Source organism: Pseudomonas sp. SGAir0191 (assembly GCF_002812565.2).
Lineage (GTDB): Bacteria > Pseudomonadota > Gammaproteobacteria > Pseudomonadales > Pseudomonadaceae > Aquipseudomonas > Aquipseudomonas parafulva_B.
Map to the genome: position 1 here is coordinate 3,738,665 of NZ_CP025035.2, position 24,924 is coordinate 3,763,588.

The 24,924-nt window shown below is 62.8% G+C and carries 27 protein-coding genes; 13 read left to right on the forward strand and 14 right to left on the reverse strand.

The genetic code is table 11. From position 1 onward, the window contains the following. Positions 1–135: 135 nt before the first annotated feature. The 4 genes from CWR53_RS16740 to CWR53_RS16755 form a co-directional block, all read right to left on the reverse strand. The gene (locus tag CWR53_RS16740) at positions 136–774 is read right to left on the reverse strand and encodes a C40 family peptidase (RefSeq protein ID WP_028686867.1); all 639 of its coding nucleotides are present in this window, start codon (positions 772–774) and stop codon (positions 136–138) included. Positions 775–901: 127 nt separating this feature from the next. Further along, the gene (hda, locus tag CWR53_RS16745; protein WP_027913921.1) at positions 902–1,609 is read right to left on the reverse strand and encodes a DnaA regulatory inactivator Hda; all 708 of its coding nucleotides are present in this window, start codon (positions 1,607–1,609) and stop codon (positions 902–904) included. Between the two features lie 158 nt (positions 1,610–1,767). After that, on the reverse strand, positions 1,768–2,871 hold the full coding sequence (locus CWR53_RS16750; protein ID WP_100852087.1) for an AI-2E family transporter: 1,104 nt from the start codon (positions 2,869–2,871) through the stop codon (positions 1,768–1,770). A gap of 11 nt (positions 2,872–2,882) precedes the next feature. After that, positions 2,883–3,950 (reverse strand): DUF2066 domain-containing protein, encoded by a 1,068-nt coding sequence (locus tag CWR53_RS16755; RefSeq protein WP_100852088.1) that lies wholly within the window; start codon positions 3,948–3,950, stop codon positions 2,883–2,885. Positions 3,951–4,236: 286 nt separating this feature from the next. Here CWR53_RS16755 and purM point away from each other — a divergent pair, with 286 nt between their 5' ends. The 4 genes from purM to CWR53_RS16775 all read left to right on the forward strand — a co-directional run bounded on the left by purM (position 4,237) and on the right by CWR53_RS16775 (position 7,246). After that, on the forward strand, positions 4,237–5,295 hold the full coding sequence (gene purM / locus CWR53_RS16760) for a phosphoribosylformylglycinamidine cyclo-ligase (protein ID WP_058605350.1): 1,059 nt from the start codon (positions 4,237–4,239) through the stop codon (positions 5,293–5,295). Then, positions 5,295–5,948, forward strand: a complete 654-nt coding sequence (gene purN / locus CWR53_RS16765) for a phosphoribosylglycinamide formyltransferase (protein ID WP_058605349.1) — start codon at positions 5,295–5,297, stop codon at positions 5,946–5,948. Before purM ends, purN begins: the two co-directional genes overlap by 1 nt. A gap of 8 nt (positions 5,949–5,956) precedes the next feature. Further along, positions 5,957–6,667 carry a DUF3108 domain-containing protein gene (locus CWR53_RS16770; protein WP_100852089.1) on the forward strand — a complete coding sequence of 237 codons (711 nt, stop codon included), beginning with the start codon at positions 5,957–5,959 and terminating at the stop codon, positions 6,665–6,667. 396 nt (positions 6,668–7,063) lie between these two features. After that, entirely contained in the window at positions 7,064–7,246 is a 183-nt protein-coding gene (locus tag CWR53_RS16775) for a hypothetical protein (RefSeq protein WP_023534042.1), read from the forward strand. Between the two features lie 121 nt (positions 7,247–7,367). Here CWR53_RS16775 and CWR53_RS16780 read toward each other — a convergent pair whose 3' ends face one another. The 5 genes from CWR53_RS16780 to cysM all read right to left on the reverse strand — a co-directional run bounded on the left by CWR53_RS16780 (position 7,368) and on the right by cysM (position 13,446). Beyond that, complete coding sequence (locus tag CWR53_RS16780) at positions 7,368–7,907, reverse strand: DUF2058 domain-containing protein (RefSeq protein WP_058605347.1); 540 nt, start codon at positions 7,905–7,907, stop codon at positions 7,368–7,370. Between the two features lie 26 nt (positions 7,908–7,933). Further along, positions 7,934–8,767: a nucleoside triphosphate pyrophosphohydrolase gene (gene mazG / locus CWR53_RS16785; RefSeq protein ID WP_058605346.1), complete on the reverse strand. Its 834-nt coding sequence runs from the start codon at positions 8,765–8,767 to the stop codon at positions 7,934–7,936. An 83-nt stretch (positions 8,768–8,850) separates the two neighbouring features. Continuing rightward, on the reverse strand, positions 8,851–11,091 hold the full coding sequence (relA, locus tag CWR53_RS16790) for a GTP diphosphokinase (RefSeq protein WP_100852090.1): 2,241 nt from the start codon (positions 11,089–11,091) through the stop codon (positions 8,851–8,853). Between the two features lie 96 nt (positions 11,092–11,187). Further along, entirely contained in the window at positions 11,188–12,546 is a 1,359-nt protein-coding gene (gene rlmD / locus CWR53_RS16795; protein WP_058605344.1) for a 23S rRNA (uracil(1939)-C(5))-methyltransferase RlmD, read from the reverse strand. Continuing rightward, on the reverse strand, positions 12,547–13,446 hold the full coding sequence (cysM, locus tag CWR53_RS16800) for a cysteine synthase CysM (RefSeq protein ID WP_058605367.1): 900 nt from the start codon (positions 13,444–13,446) through the stop codon (positions 12,547–12,549). A gap of 258 nt (positions 13,447–13,704) precedes the next feature. Here cysM and CWR53_RS16805 point away from each other — a divergent pair, with 258 nt between their 5' ends. Genes CWR53_RS16805 through CWR53_RS16820 form a run of 4 tightly spaced genes read left to right on the forward strand, consistent with a single transcriptional unit; the run spans position 13,705 to position 18,370 of the window. After that, positions 13,705–16,461, forward strand: coding sequence for a response regulator (locus CWR53_RS16805; RefSeq protein WP_058605343.1), 2,757 nt, complete (start codon positions 13,705–13,707; stop codon positions 16,459–16,461). Between the two features lie 49 nt (positions 16,462–16,510). Then, positions 16,511–17,500, forward strand: coding sequence for a 2-hydroxyacid dehydrogenase (locus CWR53_RS16810; RefSeq protein ID WP_058605342.1), 990 nt, complete (start codon positions 16,511–16,513; stop codon positions 17,498–17,500). Between the two features lie 31 nt (positions 17,501–17,531). Next, positions 17,532–17,969: a hypothetical protein gene (locus tag CWR53_RS16815; protein WP_078478972.1), complete on the forward strand. Its 438-nt coding sequence runs from the start codon at positions 17,532–17,534 to the stop codon at positions 17,967–17,969. Further along, positions 17,966–18,370: an META domain-containing protein gene (locus CWR53_RS16820; RefSeq protein ID WP_058605340.1), complete on the forward strand. Its 405-nt coding sequence runs from the start codon at positions 17,966–17,968 to the stop codon at positions 18,368–18,370. Before CWR53_RS16815 ends, CWR53_RS16820 begins: the two co-directional genes overlap by 4 nt. A gap of 70 nt (positions 18,371–18,440) precedes the next feature. Here CWR53_RS16820 and CWR53_RS16825 read toward each other — a convergent pair whose 3' ends face one another. Next, positions 18,441–18,905 carry a TlpA disulfide reductase family protein gene (locus tag CWR53_RS16825; protein WP_058605339.1) on the reverse strand — a complete coding sequence of 155 codons (465 nt, stop codon included), beginning with the start codon at positions 18,903–18,905 and terminating at the stop codon, positions 18,441–18,443. 85 nt (positions 18,906–18,990) lie between these two features. Here CWR53_RS16825 and arsC point away from each other — a divergent pair, with 85 nt between their 5' ends. From arsC to CWR53_RS16840, 3 genes are read left to right on the forward strand one after another with little or no spacing between them, the layout of a single operon-like run. Beyond that, positions 18,991–19,344 carry an arsenate reductase (glutaredoxin) gene (arsC, locus tag CWR53_RS16830; protein ID WP_058605338.1) on the forward strand — a complete coding sequence of 118 codons (354 nt, stop codon included), beginning with the start codon at positions 18,991–18,993 and terminating at the stop codon, positions 19,342–19,344. After that, positions 19,341–19,946, forward strand: a complete 606-nt coding sequence (gene wrbA / locus CWR53_RS16835) for an NAD(P)H:quinone oxidoreductase (RefSeq protein ID WP_058605337.1) — start codon at positions 19,341–19,343, stop codon at positions 19,944–19,946. The genes arsC and wrbA overlap by 4 nt, the downstream gene beginning before the upstream one ends. Then, complete coding sequence (locus CWR53_RS16840) at positions 19,939–20,352, forward strand: DUF2069 domain-containing protein (protein ID WP_058605336.1); 414 nt, start codon at positions 19,939–19,941, stop codon at positions 20,350–20,352. The genes wrbA and CWR53_RS16840 overlap by 8 nt, the downstream gene beginning before the upstream one ends. 22 nt (positions 20,353–20,374) lie before the next feature. Here CWR53_RS16840 and CWR53_RS16845 read toward each other — a convergent pair whose 3' ends face one another. Both CWR53_RS16845 and ttcA read right to left on the reverse strand, forming a co-directional pair. Then, the gene (locus tag CWR53_RS16845; RefSeq protein WP_058605335.1) at positions 20,375–21,046 is read right to left on the reverse strand and encodes a DNA-3-methyladenine glycosylase I; all 672 of its coding nucleotides are present in this window, start codon (positions 21,044–21,046) and stop codon (positions 20,375–20,377) included. Positions 21,047–21,049: 3 nt separating this feature from the next. Further along, positions 21,050–21,874: a tRNA 2-thiocytidine(32) synthetase TtcA gene (ttcA, locus tag CWR53_RS16850; RefSeq protein WP_023534071.1), complete on the reverse strand. Its 825-nt coding sequence runs from the start codon at positions 21,872–21,874 to the stop codon at positions 21,050–21,052. A gap of 180 nt (positions 21,875–22,054) precedes the next feature. Between ttcA and CWR53_RS16855 the strand changes: the two genes are divergently transcribed. Then, positions 22,055–22,549 carry a SprT family zinc-dependent metalloprotease gene (locus tag CWR53_RS16855; protein ID WP_058605334.1) on the forward strand — a complete coding sequence of 165 codons (495 nt, stop codon included), beginning with the start codon at positions 22,055–22,057 and terminating at the stop codon, positions 22,547–22,549. A gap of 81 nt (positions 22,550–22,630) precedes the next feature. On the opposite strand, the gene fpr is transcribed toward CWR53_RS16855, so the two are convergent. Beyond that, a complete protein-coding gene (gene fpr / locus CWR53_RS16860; protein ID WP_028635022.1) occupies positions 22,631–23,410 on the reverse strand; it encodes a ferredoxin-NADP reductase in 780 nt (259 codons plus the stop codon). Positions 23,411–23,531: 121 nt separating this feature from the next. Between fpr and CWR53_RS16865 the strand changes: the two genes are divergently transcribed. Beyond that, positions 23,532–24,458 carry a LysR family transcriptional regulator gene (locus CWR53_RS16865; RefSeq protein WP_058639504.1) on the forward strand — a complete coding sequence of 309 codons (927 nt, stop codon included), beginning with the start codon at positions 23,532–23,534 and terminating at the stop codon, positions 24,456–24,458. Between the two features lie 32 nt (positions 24,459–24,490). Here the strand turns inward: CWR53_RS16865 and CWR53_RS16870 are convergent, their stop codons facing one another. Then, positions 24,491–24,859, reverse strand: coding sequence for a diacylglycerol kinase (locus tag CWR53_RS16870; protein WP_058605332.1), 369 nt, complete (start codon positions 24,857–24,859; stop codon positions 24,491–24,493). Positions 24,860–24,924: the final 65 nt, after the last annotated feature.

Here is a 24,924-nt window from a genome sequence, read left to right on the forward strand (position 1 = left end):
AACATCCTGTATGGGAACGCTGGGCCGCAGCGGGATAGAGTTGAGAAATTAGATTAGACGCTTTCTGTAAATACGCACGGCGTCGAGCTTTTTTGCAAAGCAGCGACGCCGTGGTTAGGACACATCAGATTGCCATTAGTTGCGCGCGATATGGGTCGGCGCCATGGCCAAGGCACGTTTGGCCTCAAGGAAGGTCTTGCTCCAGTAACGGTCACCGAGGCTATCGATGCGCACACCGCCGCTACGACGGCTGCTGGAGTGGATGAACTGGTTGTCGCCCAGGTAGATCCCGGCATGGCTGACACGGCCACGGCCGTTGGTACTGAAGAACAGCAGGTCGCCTGGCTTGAGTTTGTTGCGCGCGACCTTCGGCGCATCGACGTTGATCATCTCGCGAGTAGAACGCGGCAAGGTCATGCCTGCCTCCTCGCGGAACAGGTAGCCGATGAAGCCGCTGCAATCGAAGCCGGACTGTTCCGAGGTACCGCCAAAGCGATAGCGGGTGCCGATCAACGACATGCCGCGCTCCAGAATGCTGTCGGCAAGCACTGGCAACTGATAGGGCTTGCTGCTGGAGAAGACCTCCAGTTCATCGTCGGTAGCCACTTCCTGGGGTTCGCCAAACACTGGCGAAGACGAGGCCTTGGCCTTGATCGCCGGCTGTACGGCGACCGGGGTGTGATCCTGGGGCTGGGATACCGGGCCTTGGGCCGCACAGCCAAAAAGCAGGGTCACGAGTGCGAGTGGCACGAGGGGTGCGAAGCGCTTGAGCATGGGCACAACCGTGTCTGTAATCCTTTAGTGGGGTGGAACTATGCCCACTATAAGTTCCATTTGCAAATTTTATCGAAAAAGATGTGACTTTTCCGTGGGATGGCTCTGGCCCCGTGTTTCCAGGGGCTTACCAGCCGAGGGTTTCCTTCAGGAAAGGAATGGTGAGTTTGCGCTGGGCTTGCAGGGAAGCCTGATCGAGCCGTTCCAGCAGATCGAACAGCGCACTCATGCTGCGCGCGCCCCGGGTGAGGATGAAGTGACCCACTTCGTCGGTCAGGTGCAGGCCGCGCCTGGATGCCCGCAATTGCAAGGCACGTAGCTTGTCTTCGTCAGACAGGCCGCGCATCTGGAACACCAGGGCAAGGGTGAGACGGGATTTCAGGTCAGGCAGCTTGACCGGCAATTCCCGCGGGGAAGCGGAGGCTGCCAGTAGCAGTCGACGGCCGCTGTCGCGCAGGCGGTTGAACAGGTGGAACATGGCCTCCTCCCAGTCCGGCTTGCCGGCAATGACATGCAGGTCATCGATGCACACCAGCTCGTACTGGGCCAGGTAGTCCAGAAGACCGGTACCGCGCTCGAGCAGCTGCGCCAACGGCAGGTAGACGGCAGGCTCGCCCCGCTGCTGGAAGCGATGGGTGGCCGCTTGCAGCAGGTGCGTGCGGCCCACGCCTTGTTTGCCCCACAGATAGATGAGGCTCTCGGTCCAGCCGGCGTCGGCTTCGCAAAGCCGCTCGACATACCCCAACGCAGCGGCATTGGCGCCCGGATAGTAGTTGATGAAGGTGGCGTCGTCGCGCAGGCGCACACCCAGGGGCAACTGGATCGGTGGTTTCATGCTCGCGGGCGGTCGACAGGACCGCTGGGGGCCTTTTGTGGACAATCGGCAAAGTCTATACCTGCCAAGCGGGGTGCACAATGACGCCGCTGCAGAGTCCAAGCAAAATCAATGGGTTGCACTATTGCCGCAGCAACCGAGGCTCACCTGCCGCCCTGTCACGGCTGGTCGGGTGCAGGAGGATCGAGGTGGACGGGGGCCGGCGCATCCCCTGCATACATGTCCGACTCCTTGTACAAGCCGTGAACGTGGCGCAGCAGCACCATGATGACCGCCGCCACCGGAAGCGCGAGCAGCACGCCTGTGAAACCGAACAGCTCTCCGCCGGCCAGGATGGCGAAGATCACCGCCACAGGGTGCAAACCGATCCGGTCGCCTACCAACAGAGGTGTCAGCACCATGCCCTCCAGTGCCTGACCGACCATGAAGACCGCGACGATGCCGAGCATGGGATACAGATCGCCACCGAACTGGAACAGCCCTGCCACCAGCGCCGCACCGATGCCAATGATGAAGCCCATGTACGGGACGATGGCCGCCAGGCCTGCCAGCATGCCGATCAACAACCCCAGTTCAAGCCCCACCAGCATCAAGCCTGCCGAATAGATGATGCCCAACGCGACCATCACCAGCAGTTGCCCACGCACGAACGCCCCGAGCACCTCATGGCACTCGCTGGCCAGCCCAACGATTTGTGGCTCGCTCTGGCGCGGCAACAAGCTGCGCAACTTGGCCATCATCAAGTCCCAGTCACGCAACAGGTAGAACCCGACCACGGGGATCAGCACCATGTTGGCCACCCAGGCCATCAGCGCCAGGCTGGAGGCCGTTGCCTGGGACAAGAGCATGCTCACGATATCGGTGGTTTGCCCCATGTGCGCGCCGATGGCCGCCTTGATCTTGTCGAATTTCCAGAACCCGTCGGCAAGGCCCAGACGCCCCTGCACCCATGGCAAGGCGACATGTTCGAGCCAGTCAAGCATCTGCGGCGCCAGCGCGTACAGGCGCACCAACTGCTTGGCCAACATGGGGATGAGCACGAGCAACAGTGCAAGCATCAGCAGCGTGAACAGCGCGAACACCACCACTACGCCCCAGGTCCGCGACAAACCCAGGCGCTCCAGGCGATCGACCAGCGGGTCGGCCAGGTACGCCAGCAGAATGCCGACCAGAAACGGCGTAAGAATATTGTGCAGGCTATAGAGCAGGGCGATGGCGATCAATGCCACGCCCAGCCAGATCCAACGACGCGTGTCAGTCATGAACGACCCTCTTACCAACTAAAGCGCAAGCCATCGAACGGTTCGGTGGCGGCCGCAGGCGACACCGATGTCCCGTCTGGGGACGTACCCAAAGGCCCAGGGGTCACCTGCGGCGCAGGTGCCTGCTCGGCTGGGACTTCCCTGAGCTTGGCCAATGCCAGCTGAGCCCGGAGTTGTTCGCGGCTGGCGGTGACCGAATAGGTCAGCACGTCACCGTCGACCCGCTTCAACTGGGCGCCGTAGGGCTCCAGCACCCGGGCCAGCTCAGCGTAGCGCGGCAGGTTCATGCCCTGGACCTGCATCTGGACCTGACCACTGGCCCCGGGACGCGTTACGTAGCGCGGTGCCAGCCGCGTGCTCACGGCAAGCATCACGGCGTCGGCCAGCGCTGCCGGGTCCGCCCCTTCGGCACTGCCCTGCTCGCGCCCATCGCCCAGCCACAATTGCCATTTGCCTTGCCATGTGCCGTCGACCTCCTGGGCGTGCACGGCCAACACGGCATCGGCGCCGTAGCGCTGGGAGACCTCACGCAGCGGCCCGGGATCCTTGGCTTCGATATGCTTGGCGTCGGCCACCAGTTGCTCCTGCAGATCGGCCAGCGGCAGACGCAGCGGCAAGCCCCGGTGGCGGGCCGCGCGCCGCAACGGCTGAGCGCTAGGCTGGCCGTCCCCTACCAGGCTAGTGCCGTCAACACTCTCGACGAGCCACCAACCCAGAATCGACGGGCGATTGCTGCCCCACAGACTGAGGCCCGCCTTGCGCAGGGCACGTTCGGTGCTGCCGGGGTCGAACTCGACCCGGACGGTTTCGGGTGGGCCAGCGTCGCTGCCCACCTGGTTGACGATCGGTTGCGGATCCTTGCGCAATGCGGCCAGCGCCGGGCTCTGCACGGCCTTGGGGTCGCCGGTCAGGCGCAGCACCAGGGTGTCGAAGGCCTGGCTGGTCGCCGCCGCACGCGCCTCGGCGCCCTGCCCGGCCACTGGCTCGCGGACCTGATAAAGGCCGGGGACGTTCTCGGCCTGGGCCGCGCCTGCGATCAACCACAGACATCCCATGACCGAAGTAGTGAACAAGCGCATCGTTGTGTCCTTGTGCTCTGGAACGGCGAGTTTCAAGCTTCAGCACTCATACCTCAAGCGGCACGGTTAAAGGTAGCACCGGCAAGGCCAGGCTTCTGGCGATCTTGCACCGGCGACAGCCCTAAATTCACCTGCCCGTCGGCCGGAGGATGGCCGCTGCCCGGCAACCCTGATAAAATCGCGCGCCTTCACAGACCACTGATGTCACGGTTAGCCGCTGCATGGCTGCCGGCCCTTGCCGTCAGGGTCGTTTTTACGAATCCCTCCCTCCTAAAGGCCTGGATCAATGAGCAAGCAACCCTCCCTGAGCTACAAGGACGCCGGTGTAGACATCGACGCCGGCGAAGCACTGGTCGAACGCATCAAGGGCGTGGCAAAACGCACCGCACGCCCTGAAGTCATGGGTGGCCTGGGCGGCTTCGGCGCCCTTTGCGAGATCCCGGCTGGCTACAAGCAGCCGGTGCTGGTCTCCGGCACCGACGGCGTGGGCACCAAGCTGCGCCTGGCGCTGAACCTGAACAAGCACGACAGCATCGGCCAGGACCTGGTCGCCATGTGCGTGAACGACCTGGTGGTCTGCGGTGCCGAGCCGCTGTTCTTCCTGGACTACTACGCCACCGGCAAGCTTAACGTGGACGTGGCGGCTACCGTGGTCACCGGTATCGGCGCAGGTTGCGAACTGGCAGGCTGCTCGCTGGTCGGCGGCGAAACGGCCGAGATGCCGGGCATGTACGAAGGTGAAGACTACGACCTGGCAGGCTTCTGCGTAGGCGTGGTGGAGAAGGCCGAGATCATCGACGGCTCGCGCGTGGCCACCGGCGATGCGCTCATCGCCCTGCCATCCTCGGGCCCGCACTCCAACGGTTACTCGCTGATCCGCAAGATCCTCGAAGTCTCGGGCACAGACGTCGAAAGCACCCAGCTCGACGGCCAGCCGCTGACCGAACTGCTGATGGCGCCAACGCGCATCTACGTCAAGCCGCTGCTGCAACTGATCAAGAACACCGGCGCGGTCAAAGCCATGGCCCACATCACCGGTGGCGGCCTGCTGGACAATATCCCGCGCGTACTGCCGGCCAATGCCCAGGCAGTCATCGACGTGGCCAGCTGGAAGCGCCCAGCCGTCTTCGATTTCCTGCAGGAAAAGGGCAACGTCGACGAGCATGAAATGCACCGCGTGCTCAACTGCGGCGTGGGCATGGTGATCTGCGTAGGCCAGGACCAGGTCGAAACCGCCCTGAACGAACTGCGCAACGCTGGCGAACAGCCTTGGGTCATCGGCCACATTACCGAAGCCGCAGAGGGCGCTGCCCAGGTCGAGCTGCAGAACCTCAAGGCACACTGATGCCGAGCAAGCCCTGCAATGTGGTGGTATTGCTGTCGGGTTCCGGCAGCAACCTGCAAGCGCTGATCGACAGCTGCGCCATCCCGGACAGCGCCGTGCGCATCGGCGCGGTCATCTCCAACCGCGCCGATGCCTACGGGCTGCAGCGTGCAGCCGCTGCCGGTATCGAAACCGCGGTCCTTGACCATACCGGCTTCGAGGGCCGCGAAGCCTTCGATGCGGCCCTGGTGGCCTGTATCGATGGGTTCGCTCCGGACCTGGTGGTGCTGGCGGGTTTCATGCGTATCCTCAGTGGCGACTTCGTGCGCCACTACCAAGGTCGCCTGCTCAACATCCACCCTTCGCTGCTGCCTCGCTACAAAGGGTTGCACACCCATAGACGCGCCCTGGAAGCAGGGGATGTCGAGCACGGGTGCAGTGTTCACTTTGTCACCGAGGAACTCGATGGGGGCCCGTTGGTCGTACAGGCTGTCGTGCCGGTGGCACCCGATGACACGGTCCAAAGCCTGGCTCAGCGGGTTCACGCACAGGAACACGTCATCTACCCAATGGCTGTTCACTGGTTCGCCAACGGCCGCTTGCGTCTTGGCGAACAAGGTGCATTACTGGATGGCCAGCCCCTGTCGGCCAGCGGTCATTTGATTCGATCCTAGGAGATACTATGCGTCGTGCCCTGCTCTTGGCTCTTGCCGTGCTTGCCCTGCCCCTCCAGGCAGCAGACCTGAAGCCGTTCTCGGCCAGCTACACCGCCGACTGGAAGCAACTGCCCATGAGCGGTACCGCCGAACGTAACCTGGTCAAGAATGCCGATGGTACCTGGGACCTTAACTTCAAGGCGTCGATGATGATCGCCAGCCTGACCGAGCAAAGCTCGCTGCGCCTGGATAACGACACCTTGCTGCCGCAGCGTTACCACTTCGAGCGCGGCGGTCTTGGCAAGGCCAAAAAGGTCGACCTGAACTTCGACTGGGCTGCCAAGAAAGTGACCGGCAGCGATCGTGGCGATGCGATCACCCTGCCGCTCAACCGTGGGGTGCTCGACAAGTCGTCCTATCAGCTGGCGCTGCAGCACGATGTCGCCGCTGGCAAGAAGAGCATGACCTACCAGGTGGTCGATGGTGACGAGATCGACACCTATGACTTCCGCGTACTGGGTACTGAGAAAGTCACCACCAAGACCGGCCAGGTGGATGCCGTCAAGGTCGAACGTGTGCGTGATCCAAGCCAGAGCAAGCGCATCACCGAGCTGTGGTTTGCCAAGAACTGGGACTACTTGCTCGTGCAATTGCGCCAAGTGGAAACCGATGGCAAGGAATACGTGATCGTCCTGCAGGACGGCACGGTCGATGGCAAGCCGGTTAAAGGTAACTGACACTCAAGCTTGTCGGCGTTGAGCCATAACGCAACACCAAGCCCCGCACCGTGCGGTAACGCTGTTCACTTAGGGCCGCTCCGCGGCCCATCGCGGCACAAGGCCGCTCCTACAATGCACTGTGAGCCCCCCCCAAACTCGGGCATCACGCGGTCAGTGTAGGAGCGGCCTTGTGCCGCGATGGGCCGTGAAGCAGCCCTAGCGATCTTAAGTAAACAACGTTACGCCCCGTGCGGGGCTTTTATTTGGCCGGGCATAAAGCAGTCGGGCCTAGGCATGCCATGGCTACATGAAACTTGTTTCATGGCCGTTTTATTTACTTAGGCTGCTAACAAACTCTATAAATAAGGCGTGCGACAGACTGTCGCACCCAACCAGAAAAAGTGGAGTTTAACGATGACAGTTCAAGTGACCGAACGCGACGAATCGAAAATGTCCCACGAAGGCCTGGCCGCAGGCGTGCGGATCTGGGATGTGCACCAGCAGGGCCAGTTGGTCGGGATGTTCCACAACGAACACGAGGCGCAACAGTACCGTGTCGAACTGGAAGACCTGGAAAAGCAGCGCACCACACAGTGACAGCGATCTTTAGAAACCGTGACGTGAATACCCGTCATGGCGCCAGGGGCCGCCTTGCGGCCCATCGCCGCACAATGCGGCCCTGACCACCCGGTGGACGTTCAGACAGGGCCTTGCAGCATTACCACATCAGATCGTCAGGGATCTTGTACGCCGCATACGGATCGTCGTCGTCGGCTTCCTCGACATGGGTATTGAGCAGCAATACCCGGCCCGGGTCGCGTTCCTGGATCTTGACGGCCGCCTCGCGGGGAATGACCTCATAGCCGCCCCCGTAGGACACCACCGCCAGCGCACCATTGCTCAGTTTGCTGCGCATCAGGGCATTGACCGCGATACGCTTGACCTTCTTGTCGTCGACGAAGTTGTAGTAATCCTCGGTCGTGAGCTTGGGCAGGCGGGTCGCTTCGATCAGTTGCTTGATCTGCGCGGCGCGTGCCTTCTTCTCGGCTTTTTCCTGCTGTTCACGGTTGAGCGCCTGGTCACGCTTGGCCTTTTCGGCCATGGCTTCCTTGGCCAGCCGCTGCTGGGTATCGTCCACCTCGACCTGGCCTTTGTGCTCCAGGCGCTTCTGTTTCTTTTCAGCCTTGTTGGCCTGAGAAACCTGTTTTTGGTTGACCAGCCCGGCTTTGAGCAATTGGTCGCGAAGGGAAAGGCTCATGAATGTTCACTCACTTATGCAACAGCTCAGCCGCAGCTGGGCAGGTTCTTTTCCTGACGCTTGGCTTCACCCCAAAGGGTGTCCAGCGCATCAAGGTTACAGTCTTCAATGGCAGTGCCGCTGTCACGCAACGCCTGCTCGATAAAGCGAAAACGTCGCTCGAACTTACGATTGGCGCGGCGCAAGGCGTTTTCGGGGTCATGCTTCAAGTGACGCGCCAGGTTGACTACCGCGAACAGCAAGTCACCGACTTCATCTTCCAGCGCATCGTTGTCCCCGTCGGCCATGGCCTGCAACACTTCGTCGAGTTCCTCACGCACCTTGTCCACAACCGGCAAGGCCTCGGGCCAGTCGAACCCGACGGTGGCCGCGCGCTTTTGCAGTTTGGCCGCCCGGGACAAGGCAGGCAATGCCGTTGGGACATCGTCGAGCAATGACAGCTGTTCTGGACGACTTTTCTGCGCCCGCTCCTGCGCCTTGATTTCTTCCCAGCGTGACTTGACCTGCTCATCGCTCAGGCTGGGCGTCTCCAGCGGCGCATACAGGTCCCCGGTCGGAAAGACATGGGGGTGTCGACGAATGAGCTTGCGGGTGATGCCGTCCACCACGCCGTCGAACGCGAAACGGCCTTCCTCCCGGGCAAGTTGGCTGTAGTAGACCACCTGGAACAGCAGATCGCCCAGCTCGCCTTGCAAGTCCTCGAAATCGCCGCGCTCGATGGTGTCCGCCACCTCGTAAGCTTCTTCGAGGGTGTGTGGGACGATGCTGGCATAGTCCTGCTTCAGGTCCCAAGGGCAGCCGTAGTGCGGGTCGCGCAAGCGGGCCATGAGGTGGAGCAGGTCCTGGAGGGTGTAGGTCATTCAGGCAAGTCCTTGACGGTCGGGCTTGGCGGGCAAACCGGCCCCTGAGGGGGCGGGATGCCCGCGAATCGTGCACGCGGGATTCAGGGCGTACGATTACGCCGTGTCTCGATGATGTTCGGCAACTGCGAGATACGCCCCAGCAAGCGCCCAAGGGCATCCAAACCGGGGATCTCGATGGTCAGCGACATCAGCGCCGTGTTGTCTTCCTTGTTCGAGCGGGTATTGACCGCCAGCACGTTGATCTTCTCGTTGAGCAGCACCTGCGACACATCGCGCAGCAAACCGGGGCGATCATAGGCACGGATGACGATATCGACCGGGTAAGTCTGTACCGGAATCGGCCCCCAGCTGACCTGGATCATGCGCTCCGGCTCTTTGCCGGCCAGCTGCAACACCGAGGCGCAATCCTGGCGGTGGATGCTCACACCGCGACCCTGGGTGATGTAGCCGACGATGGCATCGCCAGGCAACGGCTGGCAGCAACCGGCCATCTGCGTCAGCAGGTTGCCCACGCCCTGGATCTGAATGTCGCCACGCTTGCCCCCACGCGGCCCGCTGGGCTTGCGCGGTACCAGCTCGATCTGCTCGATGCGCTCAGGCTCGAGCAACTGTTGCGCCGCATTGACCAGATGCGCCAGACGCAGGTCCCCAGCGCCCAAGGACGCAAACATGTCCTCGGCCGTCTTGACGTTGGTCTTCTCGGCCAGGCGCTCGAAGTCGACCTGCGGCAGGCCCAGCCGGCTGAGCTCGCGTTCGAGCAGCGTCTTGCCGGCGGCAACGTTCTGGTCGCGCGCCTGCAGCTTGAACCAGTGCACGATCTTGGCCCGCGCGCGCGAAGTGGTGACATAGCCCAGGTTCGAGTTCAGCCAGTCACGGCTCGGGTTACCGTGCTTGCTGGTAATGATTTCGACCTGCTCGCCGGTCTGCAGGCTGTAGTTGAGCGGCACGATGCGCCCGTTGATCTTGGCGCCCCGGCAATTGTGGCCGATCTCGGTGTGCACCCGATAGGCGAAGTCCAGGGGCGTCGCCCCTTTTGGCAGGTCGATGGCGTGACCGTCCGGGGTGAACACGTACACCCGGTCGGGCTCGATGTCGACCCGCAGTTGCTCGGCCAGGCCCCCGATGTCGCCCAGCTCTTCATGCCACTCCAGCACTTGGCGCAGCCAGGAAATCTTTTCTTCGTAGTGGTTCGAGCTGGGCTTGACGTCGGTGCCCTTGTATCGCCAGTGGGCGCAGACGCCAAGCTCCGCTTCCTCGTGCATGCCGTGGGTGCGGATTTGCACTTCCAGCACCTTGCCCTCCGGGCCGATTACCGCCGTGTGCAGGGAGCGGTAGCCGTTTTCCTTGGGGTTGGCGATGTAGTCGTCGAATTCCTTGGGGATGTGACGCCACAAGGTGTGCACGATACCCAGGGCGGTGTAGCAGTCGCGTATCTCGGGGACCAGCACCCGCACGGCGCGCACGTCGTAGATCTGGCTGAATTCCAGGCCCTTGCGCTGCATCTTGCGCCAGATCGAGTAGATGTGCTTGGCGCGGCCACTGATGTCCGCCTTCACCCCGGTGGCCAGCAGTTCGTTCTGCAACTGGTTCATGACATCGCTGATAAAGCGTTCACGGTCCAGGCGACGCTCGTGCAACAGCTTGGCGATCTGCTTGTACTGTTCGGGCTCAAGGTAGCGGAACGAAAGGTCTTCCAGTTCCCACTTGATATGCCCGATACCCAGACGGTGGGCCAGGGGGGCATAGATGTCGAACACTTCCCGCGCCACCCGCAGGCGTTTCTCGTCATCAGCGGCCTTGACCGCTCGAATGGCACAGGTGCGTTCGGCCAGCTTGATCAACGCCACGCGAACGTCGTCGACCATCGCCACCAGCATCTTGCGCAGGTTCTCGACCTGCGCCTGAGAACCGAGTACCAGCGACTGGCGGGGGCTGAGACTGGCACTGATCGCAGCCATGCGCAGCACGCCATCGATCAACTTGGACACGACCGGCCCGAAGCGCTGGCTGACTTCGGCCAGGGTGACCTTGCCTTCTCGCACAGCGCGGTAGATGACCGCCGCTACCAGGGAATCCTGGTCGAGCTTGAGGTCCGCGAGAATCTCGGCAATCTCAAGACCTGCCTGATAGCTCGACGTACCATCGGCCCAGGAATGCTTGGCCGGGTTGCCCTTCTTCTCGACTTCCTGGGCAAACTCGCAGGCCTCTTTGAGCGCTGCGCGGTCGAGCGCCGAATCGACGCTGACCACATGGTCCAACCACGCTTCGAGATTGATACTGCCGTCGGTATTGACCGGCTGGTGCACTCTCACCTGTACCATCTTTGTTTTACCTTTCCATACAGCGCACCCTGCGGGTGCACTGGCAATCACCGCACGGCTGCCATTCCCTGGAAGCCGCACCAAGGGGCCAGCTGGCTAGCCCACTTCGAATAACGCCATGGCTTCGACATGCGCCGTTTGAGGAAACATGTCGAGAATCCCGGCCCTTGTTAACCGGTACCCCTGCCCGACCAGCACCTGGGCGTCTCGCGCCAGCGTGGCCGGGTTGCACGATACATAGACCAGCCGCTTGGCCCCAAGACGGGCGATGCCCTGCACCACCTCCCATGCACCGTCGCGCGGTGGGTCCAAGAGTACCGCAGAAAAGCCCTCGGCGGCCCATTCCATGCCCGTCAACGGCTGCGATAAATCGGCCTGAAAAAACTGCGCGTTATGCACATCGTTGCTGCGGGCATTGGCCGCCGCCCGATCGACCATGGCCTGCACGCCTTCTACCGCCACCACCTCACGGGCATGCCGTGCCAGCGGCAAGGCAAAATTGCCCAGGCCGCAGAACAGGTCCAGTACCCGCTCTTCAGGCTGCGGAGCGAGCCAGGCCAAGGCCTGCTCGATCATGGCGGTATTGACCTGGGCGTTGACCTGCACGAAGTCGCCGGGGCGCCAGGCCAGCTGCAGCTGCCAGGGCGCCAGGTCGAAACCCAGCGGCCCGGTGGCATTCACCGGCTGCGGCTCGCCTTCACCCTGCAGCCACAACTGCGCGCTGGCCTCGGCGCAGAACGCCTGCAAGCGTGCAACATCTTCGGCCGGCAACGGCGCGACATGACGCACCAGCACCGCCTCGGCCGTGCCGCTGAACAACTCCACATGGCCCAGGGCCTGGGGCTTGGCCAACGAGCGCAGCACCGTGGGCAAGTGACGCAGGATCGACTGCAAGGGCTGTACCAGCACCAGGCAATCATCGATGGCAACGATGTCCTGACTGGCCTGCGCCCTGAAACCGACTGCCAACTGGCGGGTCTTGGGGTCCCAGCGCACGGCCACACGGGCGCGGCGACGGTAGCCGAAAGCGGCCCCGGTCAAGGGCGCGGCCCATTGCTCGGGCTGCACACCGGCCACCCGTTGCAGTTGCTCGGCCAGGGTGCGCTGCTTGAGCGCTAGCTGAGCCTCATGGGGCAGGTGTTGAAGGTTGCACCCCCCGCACTGGCCGTAGTATTTGCAAGGGGCTTCGCGGCGCTCGGGACTGGCCTGGAGCACCCGTTCAAGCCGCGCTTCGACGACTTTGCCACGGGCATTGAGCACCCTCGACTCGACCTCTTCGCCTGCCAGGGCGCCAGTGACGAACCAGGTGCGCCCTTCATGAAACGCAATGCCGCGACCGTCCCCTGACAGGCGCTCGATGACCAGGCGTTGCTTCTTGCCCACGGGAACCTGGGGGCTACGATTGCCACCGGCTGGCTGAAAGCGCAGGCCGCTGTTGGTTTTCTTCTTGGACATTTAGCTCGGATCGAACAGGCCAGTGGACAGGTAACGGTCGCCGCGGTCGCAGATGATGGCCACCAAGGTGGCATTTTCCACTTCCTGGGACAGGCGCAGCATGGCGGCGACTGCACCACCGGAAGACACGCCGCAGAAAATGCCCTCTTCACGGGCAAGCCTGCGCATGGTCTGTTCGGCCTCGTCCTGGGACATGTCGACAATGCGATCGACCCGGGCTGCGTCGAAAATTTTTGGCAGGTATTGCTGGGGCCAGCGGCGAATACCCGGAATGGCCGCGCCTTCCATCGGCTGCAAGCCGACGATCTGCACCGCCGGATTCTGCTCCTTGAGGTACTGCGAGCACCCCATGATGGTCCCGGTGGTGCCCATGGAACTGATGAAGTGGGTAACGCGCCCCTGGGTCTGCTGCCAGATTTCCGGGCCGGTGCTGGTGTAGTGCGCCATCGGGTTGTCACCGTTGGCGAATTGGTCGAGCACCACGCCACGGCCATCGGCTTCCAGCTGCTGAGCCAGATCGCGTGCCCCTTCCATGCCCTCTTCCTTGGTCACCAGGATCAGCTCGGCGCCGTAGGCTGCCATCGCCGCCTTGCGTTCGGCCGTGGAGTTGTCGGGCATGATCAGGATCATCTTGTAACCCTTGATTGCCGCTGCCATGGCCAACGCGATGCCGGTGTTGCCGGAGGTGGCTTCGATCAGCGTATCGCCAGGCTTGATCTGGCCGCGCGATTCGGCACGGGCGATCATCGACAGCGCGGGACGATCCTTGACCGAGCCGGCAGGATTGTTGCCCTCGAGCTTGAGCAGCAAGGTATTGCTGGTCTGGCCAGCCAGGCGCTGCAGGCGAACCAGGGGCGTATTGCCGACGCAATCGGCGATGGTTGGATACTGCAAGGTCATGGTGTCTTTCACAATCCGGACGGCGGGGGCGCCCATCATACCGGCAAACCCCGCTTCGCCATATCACGCAATCTGTGGTGCATATAGCTACAGGCTATAAAGCCTGTGAAATGCCTTGCCCATGCACGGCGCCACATGCCACCTCGGGTGCTGCACCTGCGTACGGACTTAACGCGTGCAATGGCTGGCGAGGGGGAGTAACGTCCCCGCTTGGCCGCCTTGCAGGGCGGCATCCAGGCACATTGACAGGAGGCGAGTGTGCTCGATCGTTTGGGAATTCGCAGCCGCGTGCTGTTGCTGGCGCTGCTGCCAGCCGGGTTGATGGCAGTGGTGCTGGGCAGCTACTTCACCTGGCTGCAACAGAGCGACCTGCGCACGCAACTGCTGCAACGGGGCAAGATGCTGGCCGAGCAGCTGGCGCCGCTGGCAGCCCCGGCCATGGCCCGCAAGGCGCCTGCACAACTGGAGCGCATTGCCGCGCAAACCCTCGAACAGGCCGACGTACGCGCGGTCGCCTTCCTGACACCGGACCGTAGTCGGCTGGCCCATGCCGGCCCGAGCATGCTCAACCAACCGCCCAGCGGCGGCAGCGGTACCCAGTTGCTGCAACGCAGTGGCAACGACGCCACTCGCTACCTGATGCCGGTGTTCGGCCACCACCGTGACCTGGCCACCGATGCCGTGCCTGCCGAAGCCGAACGCCTGCTGGGCTGGGTGGAAATCGAGCTGTCCCATGACGGCACCTTGCTGCGCGGCTACCGCAACCTGTTCACCACGCTGCTTCTGATCCTGGCCTGCCTGGTGGTCAGCGGGCTGCTGGCCCTGCGCATGAGCCGTGCCATCAACACGCCGATCGAGCGCATCAAGCATGCGGTCAACCAGCTCAAGGACGGTCACCTCGAGGAGCGCCTGCCGGCCATGGGCAGTCACGAGCTGGACGAACTGGCCCGCGGCATCAACCGCATGGCCGAGACCCTGCACAGTGCCCACGAAGAGCTGCAGCACAGCATCGACCAGGCCACCGAGGATGTCCGGCAGAACCTGGAAACCATCGAAATCCAGAACATCGAGCTGGACATGGCCCGCAAGGAAGCCTTGGAAGCCAGCCGCATCAAGTCGGAATTTTTGGCCAACATGAGCCATGAAATCCGCACGCCGCTCAACGGCATTCTGGGCTTTACCCACCTGCTGCAGAAAAGCGAGCTGATGCCCCGCCAGGTGGACTACCTGAACACCATCGAGAAGTCAGCCGACAATTTGCTCGGGATCATCAACGAGATCCTCGATTTCTCCAAGATAGAAGCAGGCAAGCTGGTGCTCGACAGCATCCCCTTCAACCTGCGCGACCTGATCCAGGACACCCTGACCATCCTGGCACCGGCCGCCCATGCCAAGCAGCTTGAGCTGCTGTGCCTGATCTACCGCGATACGCCCTCCTCGCTGATCGGTGACCCGTTGCGCCTCAAGCAGATCCTCACCAACCTGGTCAGCAACGCGATCAAGTTCACCCGCGAAGGCACCATCGTCGTGCGCGCCATGCTCGAAGACGAGCACGAGGACAGCGCCCAGTTGCGCATCAGTGTCCAGGACACCGGCATTGGCCTGTCGCCTCAAGATGTACGCACGCTGTTCCAGGCCTTCAGTCAGGCTGACAACTCCCTGGCCCGCCAGCCAGGCGGCACCGGCCTGGGGCTGGTGATCTCCAAGCGTCTGATCGAGCAGATGGGCGGCGAGATCGGCGTCGATAGTACCCCTGGCGAAGGTTCGCAGTTCTGGATCAGCCTCAACCTGCCCAAGGCGCACGACGATGCCGAGGAGCTGCCTCTGCAGCCCTTGCTCGGCCGTCGCGCCGCCATCGTCGATGGCCATGCACTGGCGCGGCAGGCCCTGGAGCACCAGTTGCAGGACTGCGGCCTGAGCGTCTGTGTCTTTACCTCCTACGAGCAACTGGTGCAGGCGGTGCAAGCTGCCAGCCAGGCGGGGCAGCCTTTCGACTTCGCCGTGCTGGGCGCCAACGTAGGCTCCCTGGCACCCGAACAGCTGGGTCAGTATTACCAGCACCTGGAGCGGCATCATTGCCAGTGCGTGGTGCTGTGCCCCACGACCGAGCAGGCGCTCTATCACCCTTACCTGTCCAATGGCCACGGCCAACTGCTGTCCAAGCCATCGTGCACGCGCAAGCTGCGCCGCCTGCTGCTGGAAATGGTCCAGCCCCGCCGGTTGCAGGGCGAGGTCAGCGCCATGGTGGGCCAGCAGCGCCAGCCCAAGGTGCTGTGCGTGGATGACAACGCGGCCAACCTCTTGCTGGTGCAGACTCTGCTGGAGGACCTGGGCGCCCGGGTGACGGCTGTCGACAATGGTTACGCGGCGGTACAGGCCGTGCAGAGCGAATCGTTCGACCTGGTACTGATGGACGTGCAGATGCCCGGCATGGACGGACGCGCCTGCACCGAGCAAATTCGCCGCTGGGAAAACACCCAGAGCGGCAACCCGTTGCCAATCGTTGCACTGACCGCCCACGCAATGGCCAATGAAAAACGCGCCTTGCTCCATGGCGGCATGGACGACTACCTGACCAAGCCGATCAGCGAGCGGCAACTGGCACAGGTGGTGATGAAGTGGACTGGGCTGAGCCTTGGCTTGTCGCCGCAGATGCCGGCGAGCCTGCCCACTGGGCCTGACGAGTTGAAGGTGCTCGACCATGACGAAGGCCTGCGCCTGGCGGCAGGCAAAGCCGATCTGGCCGCCGACATGCTGAGCATGTTGCTGGCCTCGCTGGAAGATGACCGCGCCGCTATTCGGGATGCACGTGAAGCGCATGACCGTCGTACGCTCATCGAGCAGGTGCACCGGCTCAACGGCGCTTCTCGCTATTGCGGCGTGCCTCAGCTGCGTGCCGCGTGCCAACGCAGCGAGACCCTGCTCAAGCAGGACAGCCCCTTGGCTGGGGAGGCGCTCGATGAACTGGACAACGCGATCAGCCGGCTGGCAGCCGAGGCCAGGCTGAGTATTTGAGGGCAGCCGCCCTTTCCACTGACCCAGTGCCTATGCACAAGGAGCCACCATGCGCGCCCTGCTGTTCAGCAGTCAGCACTATGACCAGGAGAGTTTCACCCAGGCCGCCGTGGGCGGCGGCGTGGCACTGCATTTTCAGTCCGCGCGTCTTACGGCCGATACCGCGCCGCTGGCCCAGGGCTACGAGGTCGTCTGCGCGTTCATCAACGACGAGCTCGACGCGGCGGTGCTGCAATGCCTGGCGCGCGGTGGTACGCGCCTGGTGGCCTTGCGTTCAGCTGGGTACAACCATGTCGACCTGGCTGCGGCCCAGCGGCTGGGAATAGATGTGGTGCGGGTACCGGCCTATTCGCCCCAAGCCGTGGCCGAGCACGCCGTGGCGCTGATACTGGCGCTCAATCGGCGCTTGCACCGGGCCTACAATCGCACGCGTGAAGGCGATTTCACCTTGCACGGGCTGACCGGTTTCGACTTGCATGGCAAGACCGTCGGGGTCGTCGGCACTGGCCAGATCGGCGCGGCCTTCGCGCGTATCATGGCTGGCTTCGGCTGCCAACTACTGGCCTACGACCCCTGCCCCGACCCGCAGCTCGAGGCCTTGGGCACGCGCTACATGAGTTTGCCAGCGTTGCTGAGCCAGGCACGCATCATCAGCCTGCACTGCCCGTTGACGCCAGGTACCCGGCACCTGATCAATGCCCAGAGCCTGGCGCACCTGCAACCTGGCGCCATGCTCGTCAACACAGGGCGTGGGGCGCTGGTCGATACGCCGGCACTGCTCGATGCGCTCAAGAGCGGCCAGCTGGGCTACCTGGGCCTGGACGTTTACGAAGAAGAAGCCAAAGTATTCTTCGAAGACCGCTCGGACCTGCCCCTGCAGGACGATGTGCTGGCCCGCCTGCTGACATTCCCGAATGTGATCGTCACGGCCCATCAAGCGTTCCTCACCCATGAGGCCTTGCAGGCCATTGCCCAGACGACGCTTGAGAACATTGCCTGCTGGGCGGCAGGCAGGGCGCAGAACCTGGTGACCGGTTAATGCTAGGATACGCGGCATTTAGGGAGGACCCATGGTCGAGCACGATTTTCGTTACACCCTCTTCAACCCGCAGCACACGCTGATCGAGTGCCGAGCCCTGGTGCCCGGCCGTTACCAGGTCACAGGCAACGGTGGCTCGATGCACAAGGGCGACACCCTGCTGGTCACCCTCAAGGGCAGCAAGGACTTGGCCATGCGCCTGACCGTGGACAGCGTCCGCCACCTGATCAACCCGCGCGGACAGTGGGTTGCCGTGGCCAACGGGCCGGTCTTCCACGAACTGGAGATCCTGGCCTGGCAAGTGGCATGCGACAGCTGCGATGCGGTACTGGACTTCGAATTTGCGGTCGATGCCAAGCTGGGCAAGGCAGCGCGTCAGCCTGCAGCCAGCGCCCGCATCGCCGAACTGGGCTGGGCAAGCCAGGACGCCCGGCACCTCTGCCCCCGTTGCCAGGAGCCTGCACAATGAAAAACCTGCTTACCAGCGCACTGATCGCCACCGGCCTGCTTGGCTGCGCGACCGCCCCTTCGGACCTGCAGCAAGACCGCAGCTACGTACTGGAGTGGATCGGCGAGCGCCCCCTGATCGACAACAGCCACTTGAGCATGACCTTGGGCAGCGACGGGCGCGCCTATGGCAATGCCGGCTGCAATCACTGGTTCGCGGCCTACACCCTCGATGGCGAGCGCTTGAGTTTTGGTAGCGTCGGCAGCACCCGCAAGCTGTGTGCACCGGCTTTGATGGAACAGGAAAAACGCTTCCTGCAGGCCCTTGGCAAAGTCACCCGCTGGGACCTGGCGCCGGATCAGCAATTGCGCTTGTGGCCCACCGACGGCAAGCCGCTGCGCCTGTGGCCTGAAGAGGGCTGAGCGGGCGGGCTGTTGCCCACGGGGCCTGGCTTGACAGGTCAGCGCCCCGTTCGCTCAGGCCGTGCCAGCGTCACCCCTGTTTCAGGGCCTTGATCTTGGCCTTCAAGCCTTCGAGCGTCTGCTCACCGAGCAACTGCTCACGCACCTTGCCCTTGTCATCAATGATGTAGGTCACCGGCAGCGCCTCGCTGCGGGGCAGGTCATAGCGCTCGGCGGGGTCCTGGGCCAGCACGGTGAAATCGATGCCCAACGTATCGGCCGCCTGCTTGAGGTCCGCGCCTTGCAGGCCATCGAAATTCACCCCCACCACCTTGATGCCCTCAGCGGCCCATTGCTTGGCAGCCGCATTGAGCTCGGGAATTTCGGTACGGCACGGCCCGCACCACTCCGCCCAGTAGTTGAGCACCAGCCAGTGCCCGTCTACCTGTTCGGCCTTTACCGTGTTGCCGTGCTGGTCCACGCCATAATCGGCACCGCAACCACCGAGCAACAGGCTCGCGGTGATGGCCATTACTGCTGCCAGACGCCTTGCCATGGGTCAATCCTTCTCGAGTTTTAGAGCAAATGGGTCAGTCGCTGCGGTTAGAATACCGGTCACACCTTGCTGGATGCGACCCCACATGACTGACCTGACGCTCTATCATAACCCGCGCTGCTCCAAATCCCGCGGCGCGCTGGAACTGCTCGAGGCCCGCGGCCTGGCGCCTACCGTGGTGCGCTACCTGGAAACGCCCCCCGATGTCGACACGCTCAAGGTGCTGCTGGACAAGCTGGGCATCCCGCCCCGTCAACTGTTGCGTACGGGCGAGGACGACTACGCTCAACTCAATCTGGCCGATCCGACACTCAGCGACGCCCAGCTGATCGACGCCATGGCGACCCATCCCAAGCTGATCGAGCGGCCAATCCTGGTAGCCGGCGACAAGGCCGTGATCGGCCGCCCACCCGAAAATATCCTGGAGATCCTGCCGTGAGCGAACCCTATATCCTGGTGCTCTACTACAGCCGCCATGGCTCGACCAGCGAGATGGCCCGGCACATCGCCCGTGGCATCGAACTGGGCGGCATGGAAGCACGCCTGCGCACCGTACCGGCCGTGTCCAGCGAATGCGAGACGGTTGCGCCCGACGTGCCGGTCAGTGGCGCGCCTTACGCCACCCTCGACGACCTGCGCCACTGCTCGGGGCTGGCCCTGGGCAGCCCTACCCGCTTCGGCAACATGGCCGCTGCGCTCAAGTACTTCCTGGACGGTACCAGTCCCTTGTGGCTGGGCGGCGAGCTGGTGGGCAAGCCCGCCGGTGTGTTCACCTCCACCGCGAGCCTGCACGGTGGTCAGGAGAGCACCCTGCTGTCGATGATGCTGCCCCTGCTGCACCACGGCATGCTGGTACTGGGCCTGCCCTACAGCGAGTCAGCCCTGATCGAGACCCGTGGCGGCGGCACACCCTACGGGGCGAGCCACCACGCCGGCGCCGATGGCAAGCGCGGCCTCGATGAGCACGAAATCGCTTTGTGCCGCGCCCTGGGGCAGCGCCTGGCAACCACGGCCAAAGCCTTGGAGACCACGCGTGGCTAAGGCGCGAAAACCGCTGCCTGCGCAGGCATGGCTAGCACCTCGTGTACGGGTGACCCGGGCGCTGAGCTTGGCGTTCGTGCTGGGCTTGATCGTGCTGCTGGTGGTGAACAACCTGTGGTTCGCCAATCTGCATGGCGCGCGGGTGAGCGTGATCCTGGCCATCGAACTGCTGCCACTGCTGCTGGTACTGCCAGGCATGGTCAGCGCCAGCGCCCGCGCGCATGCCTGGGCCTGTTTCGTGGTCAACATCTACTTCATCAAGGGGGTGGTGGCTGCGTTCGATCCTGCGCGGGCTCTGTTTGGCTGGCTTGAGCTGTTGGTCAGCCTGGGGCTGTTCACGGCCGCGCTGCTGTATGTGCGCTGGAAGTTCCAGTACCAAAGGCGCCTGGCCGGCGAAGGCAACTGATGGGGGCCCCGCCCCCGCCGGCTCAGTGATTGACGGTATGGGCCAGCATGACCGACAGCTGGCACAACGGTCGGCCGCTTTGTTCGTGCCACTGGTTGAAGGCGTCCTGCACTAGGGCCAGGTCGCGCTGGCTGGTGGGCTTCTTGTCGATGACCTTTTGAGCGATCAGCGCTGCCGCCATATCGTCGGTCGGCACGAAGGTGTCCTTGCCGACCATGCGCAGGAAACGCGGCGCGGACAAACCGCCCAACTGATTACCGTGCTTGGTCAGGTATTTCCATAAACCCACGATATCGGTTACTGGCCAATCGGCGATGAAGTTCCCGAAGCTGCCCCACTGCTTTTCGATATCCAGCACCATCTGGGCGTTGCGTGGCACGCTCTTGAGCTTGCCCAGGTGCCGGATGATGCGGGTGTCCTGCATCAGCCGCTCAAGGTGCTCGGCACTCATCAGCACGACCTTTTCCGGGTCGAAGCCGAAGAACACCTGCTCGAACGCCGGCCACTTGGCGTCCACCAGGCTGTGCTTGAGCCCGGCGCGAAATACGCGCAGGGCAAGGGTCGACAAGTAGCGATCAGCGCTGGTCGCCCGTAGCTGCTCCGGACTGCGGGGTTGCGGCAGGGCCGCCTCCAGGGCGCGGGCAGAGCCGAAGCGGTTCAGGCAGAACTCGTGCAGCCACTGATAGTCACGCATGGGTCAGATGTTCACCACGTCAAGAAAGCGCGGGGTGGCGTTTTCATCGATCGTCAGGCTGGTGAAATCGAAGAGGTTGCGGTCGGCCAGCTGCGACGGCGCGACATTCTGCAAAGCGCGGAAGATGCTTTCTGTCCGGCCTGGGTGCTTGCGCTCCCATTCGACCAGCATGTCCTTGACCACCTGACGCTGCAGGTTCTCCTGCGAGCCGCACAGGTTGCAGGGGATGATCGGGAACGCCTTCATGTCCGAGTACGCCTGGATATCCTTCTCGCTGCAGTAGGCCAGCGGACGGATCACCACGTTACGGCCGTCATCGGCGCGCAGTTTTGGCGGCATGCCTTTGAGGGCACCGTTGAAGAACATGTTGAGGAAGAATGTTTCGACGATGTCGTCACGGTGATGACCCAGGGCCATCTTGGTGGCACCGATTTCATCAGCGAAGGTGTACAAGGTGCCGCGACGCAGGCGCGAGCAGAGCGAGCAGGTGGTCTTGCCTTCCGGGACCAGCTCCTTGACCACCGAGTAGGTGTCCTTTTCTACGATGTGGTACTCGACGCCCAGTTCCTTGAGGTAGGCCGGCAGCACGTGCTCCGGAAAGCCTGGCTGCTTCTGGTCCATGTTCACCGCCACGATCTGGAACGAGATCGGCGCCACCTTCTGCAGGTGCAACAGAACATCGAGCATGGTGTAGCTGTCCTTGCCGCCGGACAGGCAGACCATGACCTTGTCGCCATCCTCGATCATGTTGTAGTCGGTGATGGCTTCGCCAGCGAGACGACGCAGGCGTTTTTGCAATTTGTTCTGGTTGACCGAAAGGGTGCCCATAGCGCTTGAATCCGCGAGGTGTGACAAAAGCCGGCTATTTTACGCACAATTGCAGCAGGGCTGTAGGCATTCCGACAAAGACTTCAGGGCGATCACGCTCAAATAACCCGCCGTGTGACCAATGGCTGGGTGAGTGCACTACCGCTGCGGCATAATGGCCGCCAGAGGATTCATTGCCCCATGCCCGAACTGCTCATCCAACGCGTCGAAATCTGCTATCAGCAGGCCGAGCGCTTTTTTGATCGCGCCTTCCCCCGCCCGCAGGTCAGTTTCAAGCTGCGCGGGCAAAAAGCCGGGGTGGCCCACCTGCACGAAAACAAGCTGCGTTTCAACCTGCAGCTATACCGCGAGAACCACGAAGACTTCCTGCGCCAGACTGTAGCGCACGAGGTCGCCCACCTGGTCGCTCACCAGGTCTTCGGCGAAGGTATCCAGGCCCACGGCCAGGAGTGGCAGTTGATCATGCGCGGCGTCTACGAACTGCCGCCGGCGCGCTGCCACAACTACGCCGTCAAGCGCCGCGCGGTGACCCGCTACCTCTACCGCTGCCCCTGTCCGCAAAGTGAGTTTGCGTTCACGGCGCAGCGGCACGCATTGGTGGGCCAAGGCCGGCGGTACCTGTGCAAACGTTGCAGGCAACTGCTGGTCTACAGCGGCCAGACGCGGGTCGAATAGCGGGCTTGGTCACGAAACAGGCAAAAAAAACGATCCGTTGACGTGGGGTCAACGGATCGTCTGGTCATGCTGGGCGCGTCTTTATTTCTCGACGAACGCCCGCTCGATCAGGTAATCGCCCGGCTCGCGCATGCGTGGGGAGATTTTCAGGCCGAAGCTGTCCAGCACTTCGCTGGTCTCATCGAGCATGCTCGGGCTGCCGCAAATCATCGCGCGGTCATCCTGCGGGTTGATCGGCGGCAGGCCGATATCGCTGAACAACTTGCCGCTGCGCATCAGGTCAGTCAGGCGGCCCTGGTTCTCGAAAGGCTCGCGGGTGACGGTCGGGTAATAGATCAGCTTTTCGCGTACGGCTTCGCCGAAGAATTCGTTCTGCGGCAGGTGCTCGGTGATGAACTCGCGGTAAGCCACTTCGTTCACGTAGCGCACGCCGTGGACCAGGATCACCTTCTCGAAACGCTCGTAGGTTTCCGGGTCCTGGATCACACTCATGAACGGCGCCAGGCCAGTACCGGTGCTGAGCAGGTACAAGTGCTTGCCGGGGTTGAGGTCGTCGAGCACCAGCGTACCGGTAGGCTTCTTGCTGATGATGATCTCATCGCCTTCCTTCAGGTGCTGCAGCTGCGAGGTCAGCGGGCCGTCGGGCACCTTGATGCTGAAGAACTCCAGGTGTTCTTCCCAGTTCGGCGAAGCGATGGAGTAGGCGCGCATGAGCGGACGGCCGGAGTCCTGCTGCAGGCCGATCATCACGAACTGACCGTTCTCGAAGCGCAGCCCCGGATCACGGGTGCACTTGAAGCTGAACAGCGTGTCGTTCCAGTGGTGCACACTGAGGACACGTTCGTGGTTCATGTTGCTCATCTAATGGGGCTCCTGAAGAAAGTCGCAGCGCGCACAAGGCGCAGAGTTGCGCGATAGTTTAGGGGCAGCGACAATATCTGTTAACTGGATTATCAAGATATGTGTTATCGGTTATATCGATATGCGATTCACACTACGTCAACTTCAGGTCTTCGTGGCCGTCGCCCAGCACCAGAGCGTTTCACGCGCTGCAAGCGTGCTTGCGCTGTCGCAATCGGCTGCCAGCACCTCCATCACCGAGCTTGAACGCCAGAGCAGCTGCCAGTTGTTCGACCGGGCGGGCAAGCGCCTGAGCCTCAACGCCTTGGGTCATCAGTTGCTGCCACAAGCCGTGGCACTCCTGGACCAGGCCAAGGAAATCGAGGACCTGCTCAACGGCAAATCAGGGTTCGGCTCCCTCGTGGTGGGCGCCACGCTCACCATTGGCAACTACCTGGCAACCCTTCTGATCGGCAGCTTCATGCAGCGGCACCCCGAAAGCCAGGTGAAGCTGCACGTACAAAATACTGTGCATATCGTGCAACAGGTGGCACACCACGAAATTGACCTGGGTCTGATCGAAGGTGATTGCAATCATCCGGACCTTGAGGTGCAGCCTTGGGTGGCGGATGAACTGGTAGTGTTCTGCGCCCCCCAACATGCACTGGCCAAGCAGGGCCGCGCCGACATCGCCACGCTGGCCCGTGAGGCGTGGATCCTGCGCGAGCAAGGCTCGGGCACGCGCCTGACGTTCGACCAGGCCATGCGCCACCACCGCGCACAGCTGGACATCCGCCTGGAACTGGAGCACACCGAGGCCATCAAGCGCGCCGTGGAATCGGGCCTGGGCATCGGATGCATCTCACGCCTGGCCCTGCGCGATGCCTTTCGCCGTGGCAGCCTGGTGGCAGTGGAAACACCCGAGCTGGACTTGATGCGCCAGTTCTACTTCATCTGGCACAAGCAGAAATACCAGACCTCGGCGATGCGCGAGTTTCTGGAACTCTGTCGCCACTTCACCGCTGGCGTCACGCGCAGCGACGAGATCGTGCTGCCGCCTATAGCCTGAGCCGTGCAGGCGCAGCGCCCCGCGTTGTAGCCTTACAGAAGGATCACGCCCCACACGATCGCAACCATGCACAACGACACCAACTGGGCAGCGCTGCCCATGTCCTTGGCGTTCTTGGACAAAGGGTGGCGTTCGAGGGAAATGCGATCGATCGCCGCCTCTACCGCCGAATTGAACAGCTCGACAATCAGCCCAAGCAGGCACACCGCGATCATGATCGCCCGCTCCGCACGGCTTACCGGCAACCAGAAGGCAACAGGCACCAGCACGATGTTGAGCAGTACCAGCTGGCGGAATGCAGCCTCGCCCTTGAAGGCGGCGCGCAGCCCGTCCAGGGAATAGCCCGCGGCGTTGAGGATTCGTTTCAGACCAGTCTGGCCCTTGAAAGGTGATGGCGTCATGGGGTTCGCTTAGCTACGAAAGGGCCGGCAGACTAGGCTGGCAAGGGTCAAAAAAGCGTGAAGGC

Excerpts from the sequence above, each read along its gene's own strand:
- rlmD (WP_058605344.1), bottom strand. The coding sequence starts at position 12,546 with ATGTCCAAGAAGAAAACCAACAGCGGCCTGCGCTTTCAGCCAGCCGGT.
- arsC (WP_058605338.1), top strand. The coding sequence starts at position 18,991 with ATGACTGACCTGACGCTCTATCATAACCCGCGCTGCTCCAAATCCCGC.
- fpr (WP_028635022.1), bottom strand. The coding sequence starts at position 23,410 with ATGAGCAACATGAACCACGAACGTGTCCTCAGTGTGCACCACTGGAAC.
- mazG (WP_058605346.1), bottom strand. The coding sequence starts at position 8,767 with ATGACCTACACCCTCCAGGACCTGCTCCACCTCATGGCCCGCTTGCGC.
- cysM (WP_058605367.1), bottom strand. The coding sequence starts at position 13,446 with ATGACCTTGCAGTATCCAACCATCGCCGATTGCGTCGGCAATACGCCC.
- relA (WP_100852090.1), bottom strand. The coding sequence starts at position 11,091 with ATGGTACAGGTGAGAGTGCACCAGCCGGTCAATACCGACGGCAGTATC.
- CWR53_RS16780 (WP_058605347.1), bottom strand. The coding sequence starts at position 7,907 with ATGAGCCTTTCCCTTCGCGACCAATTGCTCAAAGCCGGGCTGGTCAAC.
- CWR53_RS16750 (WP_100852087.1), bottom strand. The coding sequence starts at position 2,871 with ATGACTGACACGCGTCGTTGGATCTGGCTGGGCGTGGCATTGATCGCC.
- CWR53_RS16845 (WP_058605335.1), bottom strand. The coding sequence starts at position 21,046 with ATGCGTGACTATCAGTGGCTGCACGAGTTCTGCCTGAACCGCTTCGGC.
- CWR53_RS16865 (WP_058639504.1), top strand. The coding sequence starts at position 23,532 with ATGCGATTCACACTACGTCAACTTCAGGTCTTCGTGGCCGTCGCCCAG.
- purM (WP_058605350.1), top strand. The coding sequence starts at position 4,237 with ATGAGCAAGCAACCCTCCCTGAGCTACAAGGACGCCGGTGTAGACATC.
- CWR53_RS16815 (WP_078478972.1), top strand. The coding sequence starts at position 17,532 with ATGGTCGAGCACGATTTTCGTTACACCCTCTTCAACCCGCAGCACACG.
- CWR53_RS16770 (WP_100852089.1), top strand. The coding sequence starts at position 5,957 with ATGCGTCGTGCCCTGCTCTTGGCTCTTGCCGTGCTTGCCCTGCCCCTC.
- CWR53_RS16870 (WP_058605332.1), bottom strand. The coding sequence starts at position 24,859 with ATGACGCCATCACCTTTCAAGGGCCAGACTGGTCTGAAACGAATCCTC.
- CWR53_RS16855 (WP_058605334.1), top strand. The coding sequence starts at position 22,055 with ATGCCCGAACTGCTCATCCAACGCGTCGAAATCTGCTATCAGCAGGCC.
- CWR53_RS16810 (WP_058605342.1), top strand. The coding sequence starts at position 16,511 with ATGCGCGCCCTGCTGTTCAGCAGTCAGCACTATGACCAGGAGAGTTTC.
- CWR53_RS16825 (WP_058605339.1), bottom strand. The coding sequence starts at position 18,905 with ATGGCAAGGCGTCTGGCAGCAGTAATGGCCATCACCGCGAGCCTGTTG.
- purN (WP_058605349.1), top strand. The coding sequence starts at position 5,295 with ATGCCGAGCAAGCCCTGCAATGTGGTGGTATTGCTGTCGGGTTCCGGC.
- CWR53_RS16775 (WP_023534042.1), top strand. The coding sequence starts at position 7,064 with ATGACAGTTCAAGTGACCGAACGCGACGAATCGAAAATGTCCCACGAA.
- ttcA (WP_023534071.1), bottom strand. The coding sequence starts at position 21,874 with ATGGGCACCCTTTCGGTCAACCAGAACAAATTGCAAAAACGCCTGCGT.
- hda (WP_027913921.1), bottom strand. The coding sequence starts at position 1,609 with ATGAAACCACCGATCCAGTTGCCCCTGGGTGTGCGCCTGCGCGACGAC.
- CWR53_RS16740 (WP_028686867.1), bottom strand. The coding sequence starts at position 774 with ATGCTCAAGCGCTTCGCACCCCTCGTGCCACTCGCACTCGTGACCCTG.
- CWR53_RS16820 (WP_058605340.1), top strand. The coding sequence starts at position 17,966 with ATGAAAAACCTGCTTACCAGCGCACTGATCGCCACCGGCCTGCTTGGC.
- CWR53_RS16755 (WP_100852088.1), bottom strand. The coding sequence starts at position 3,950 with ATGCGCTTGTTCACTACTTCGGTCATGGGATGTCTGTGGTTGATCGCA.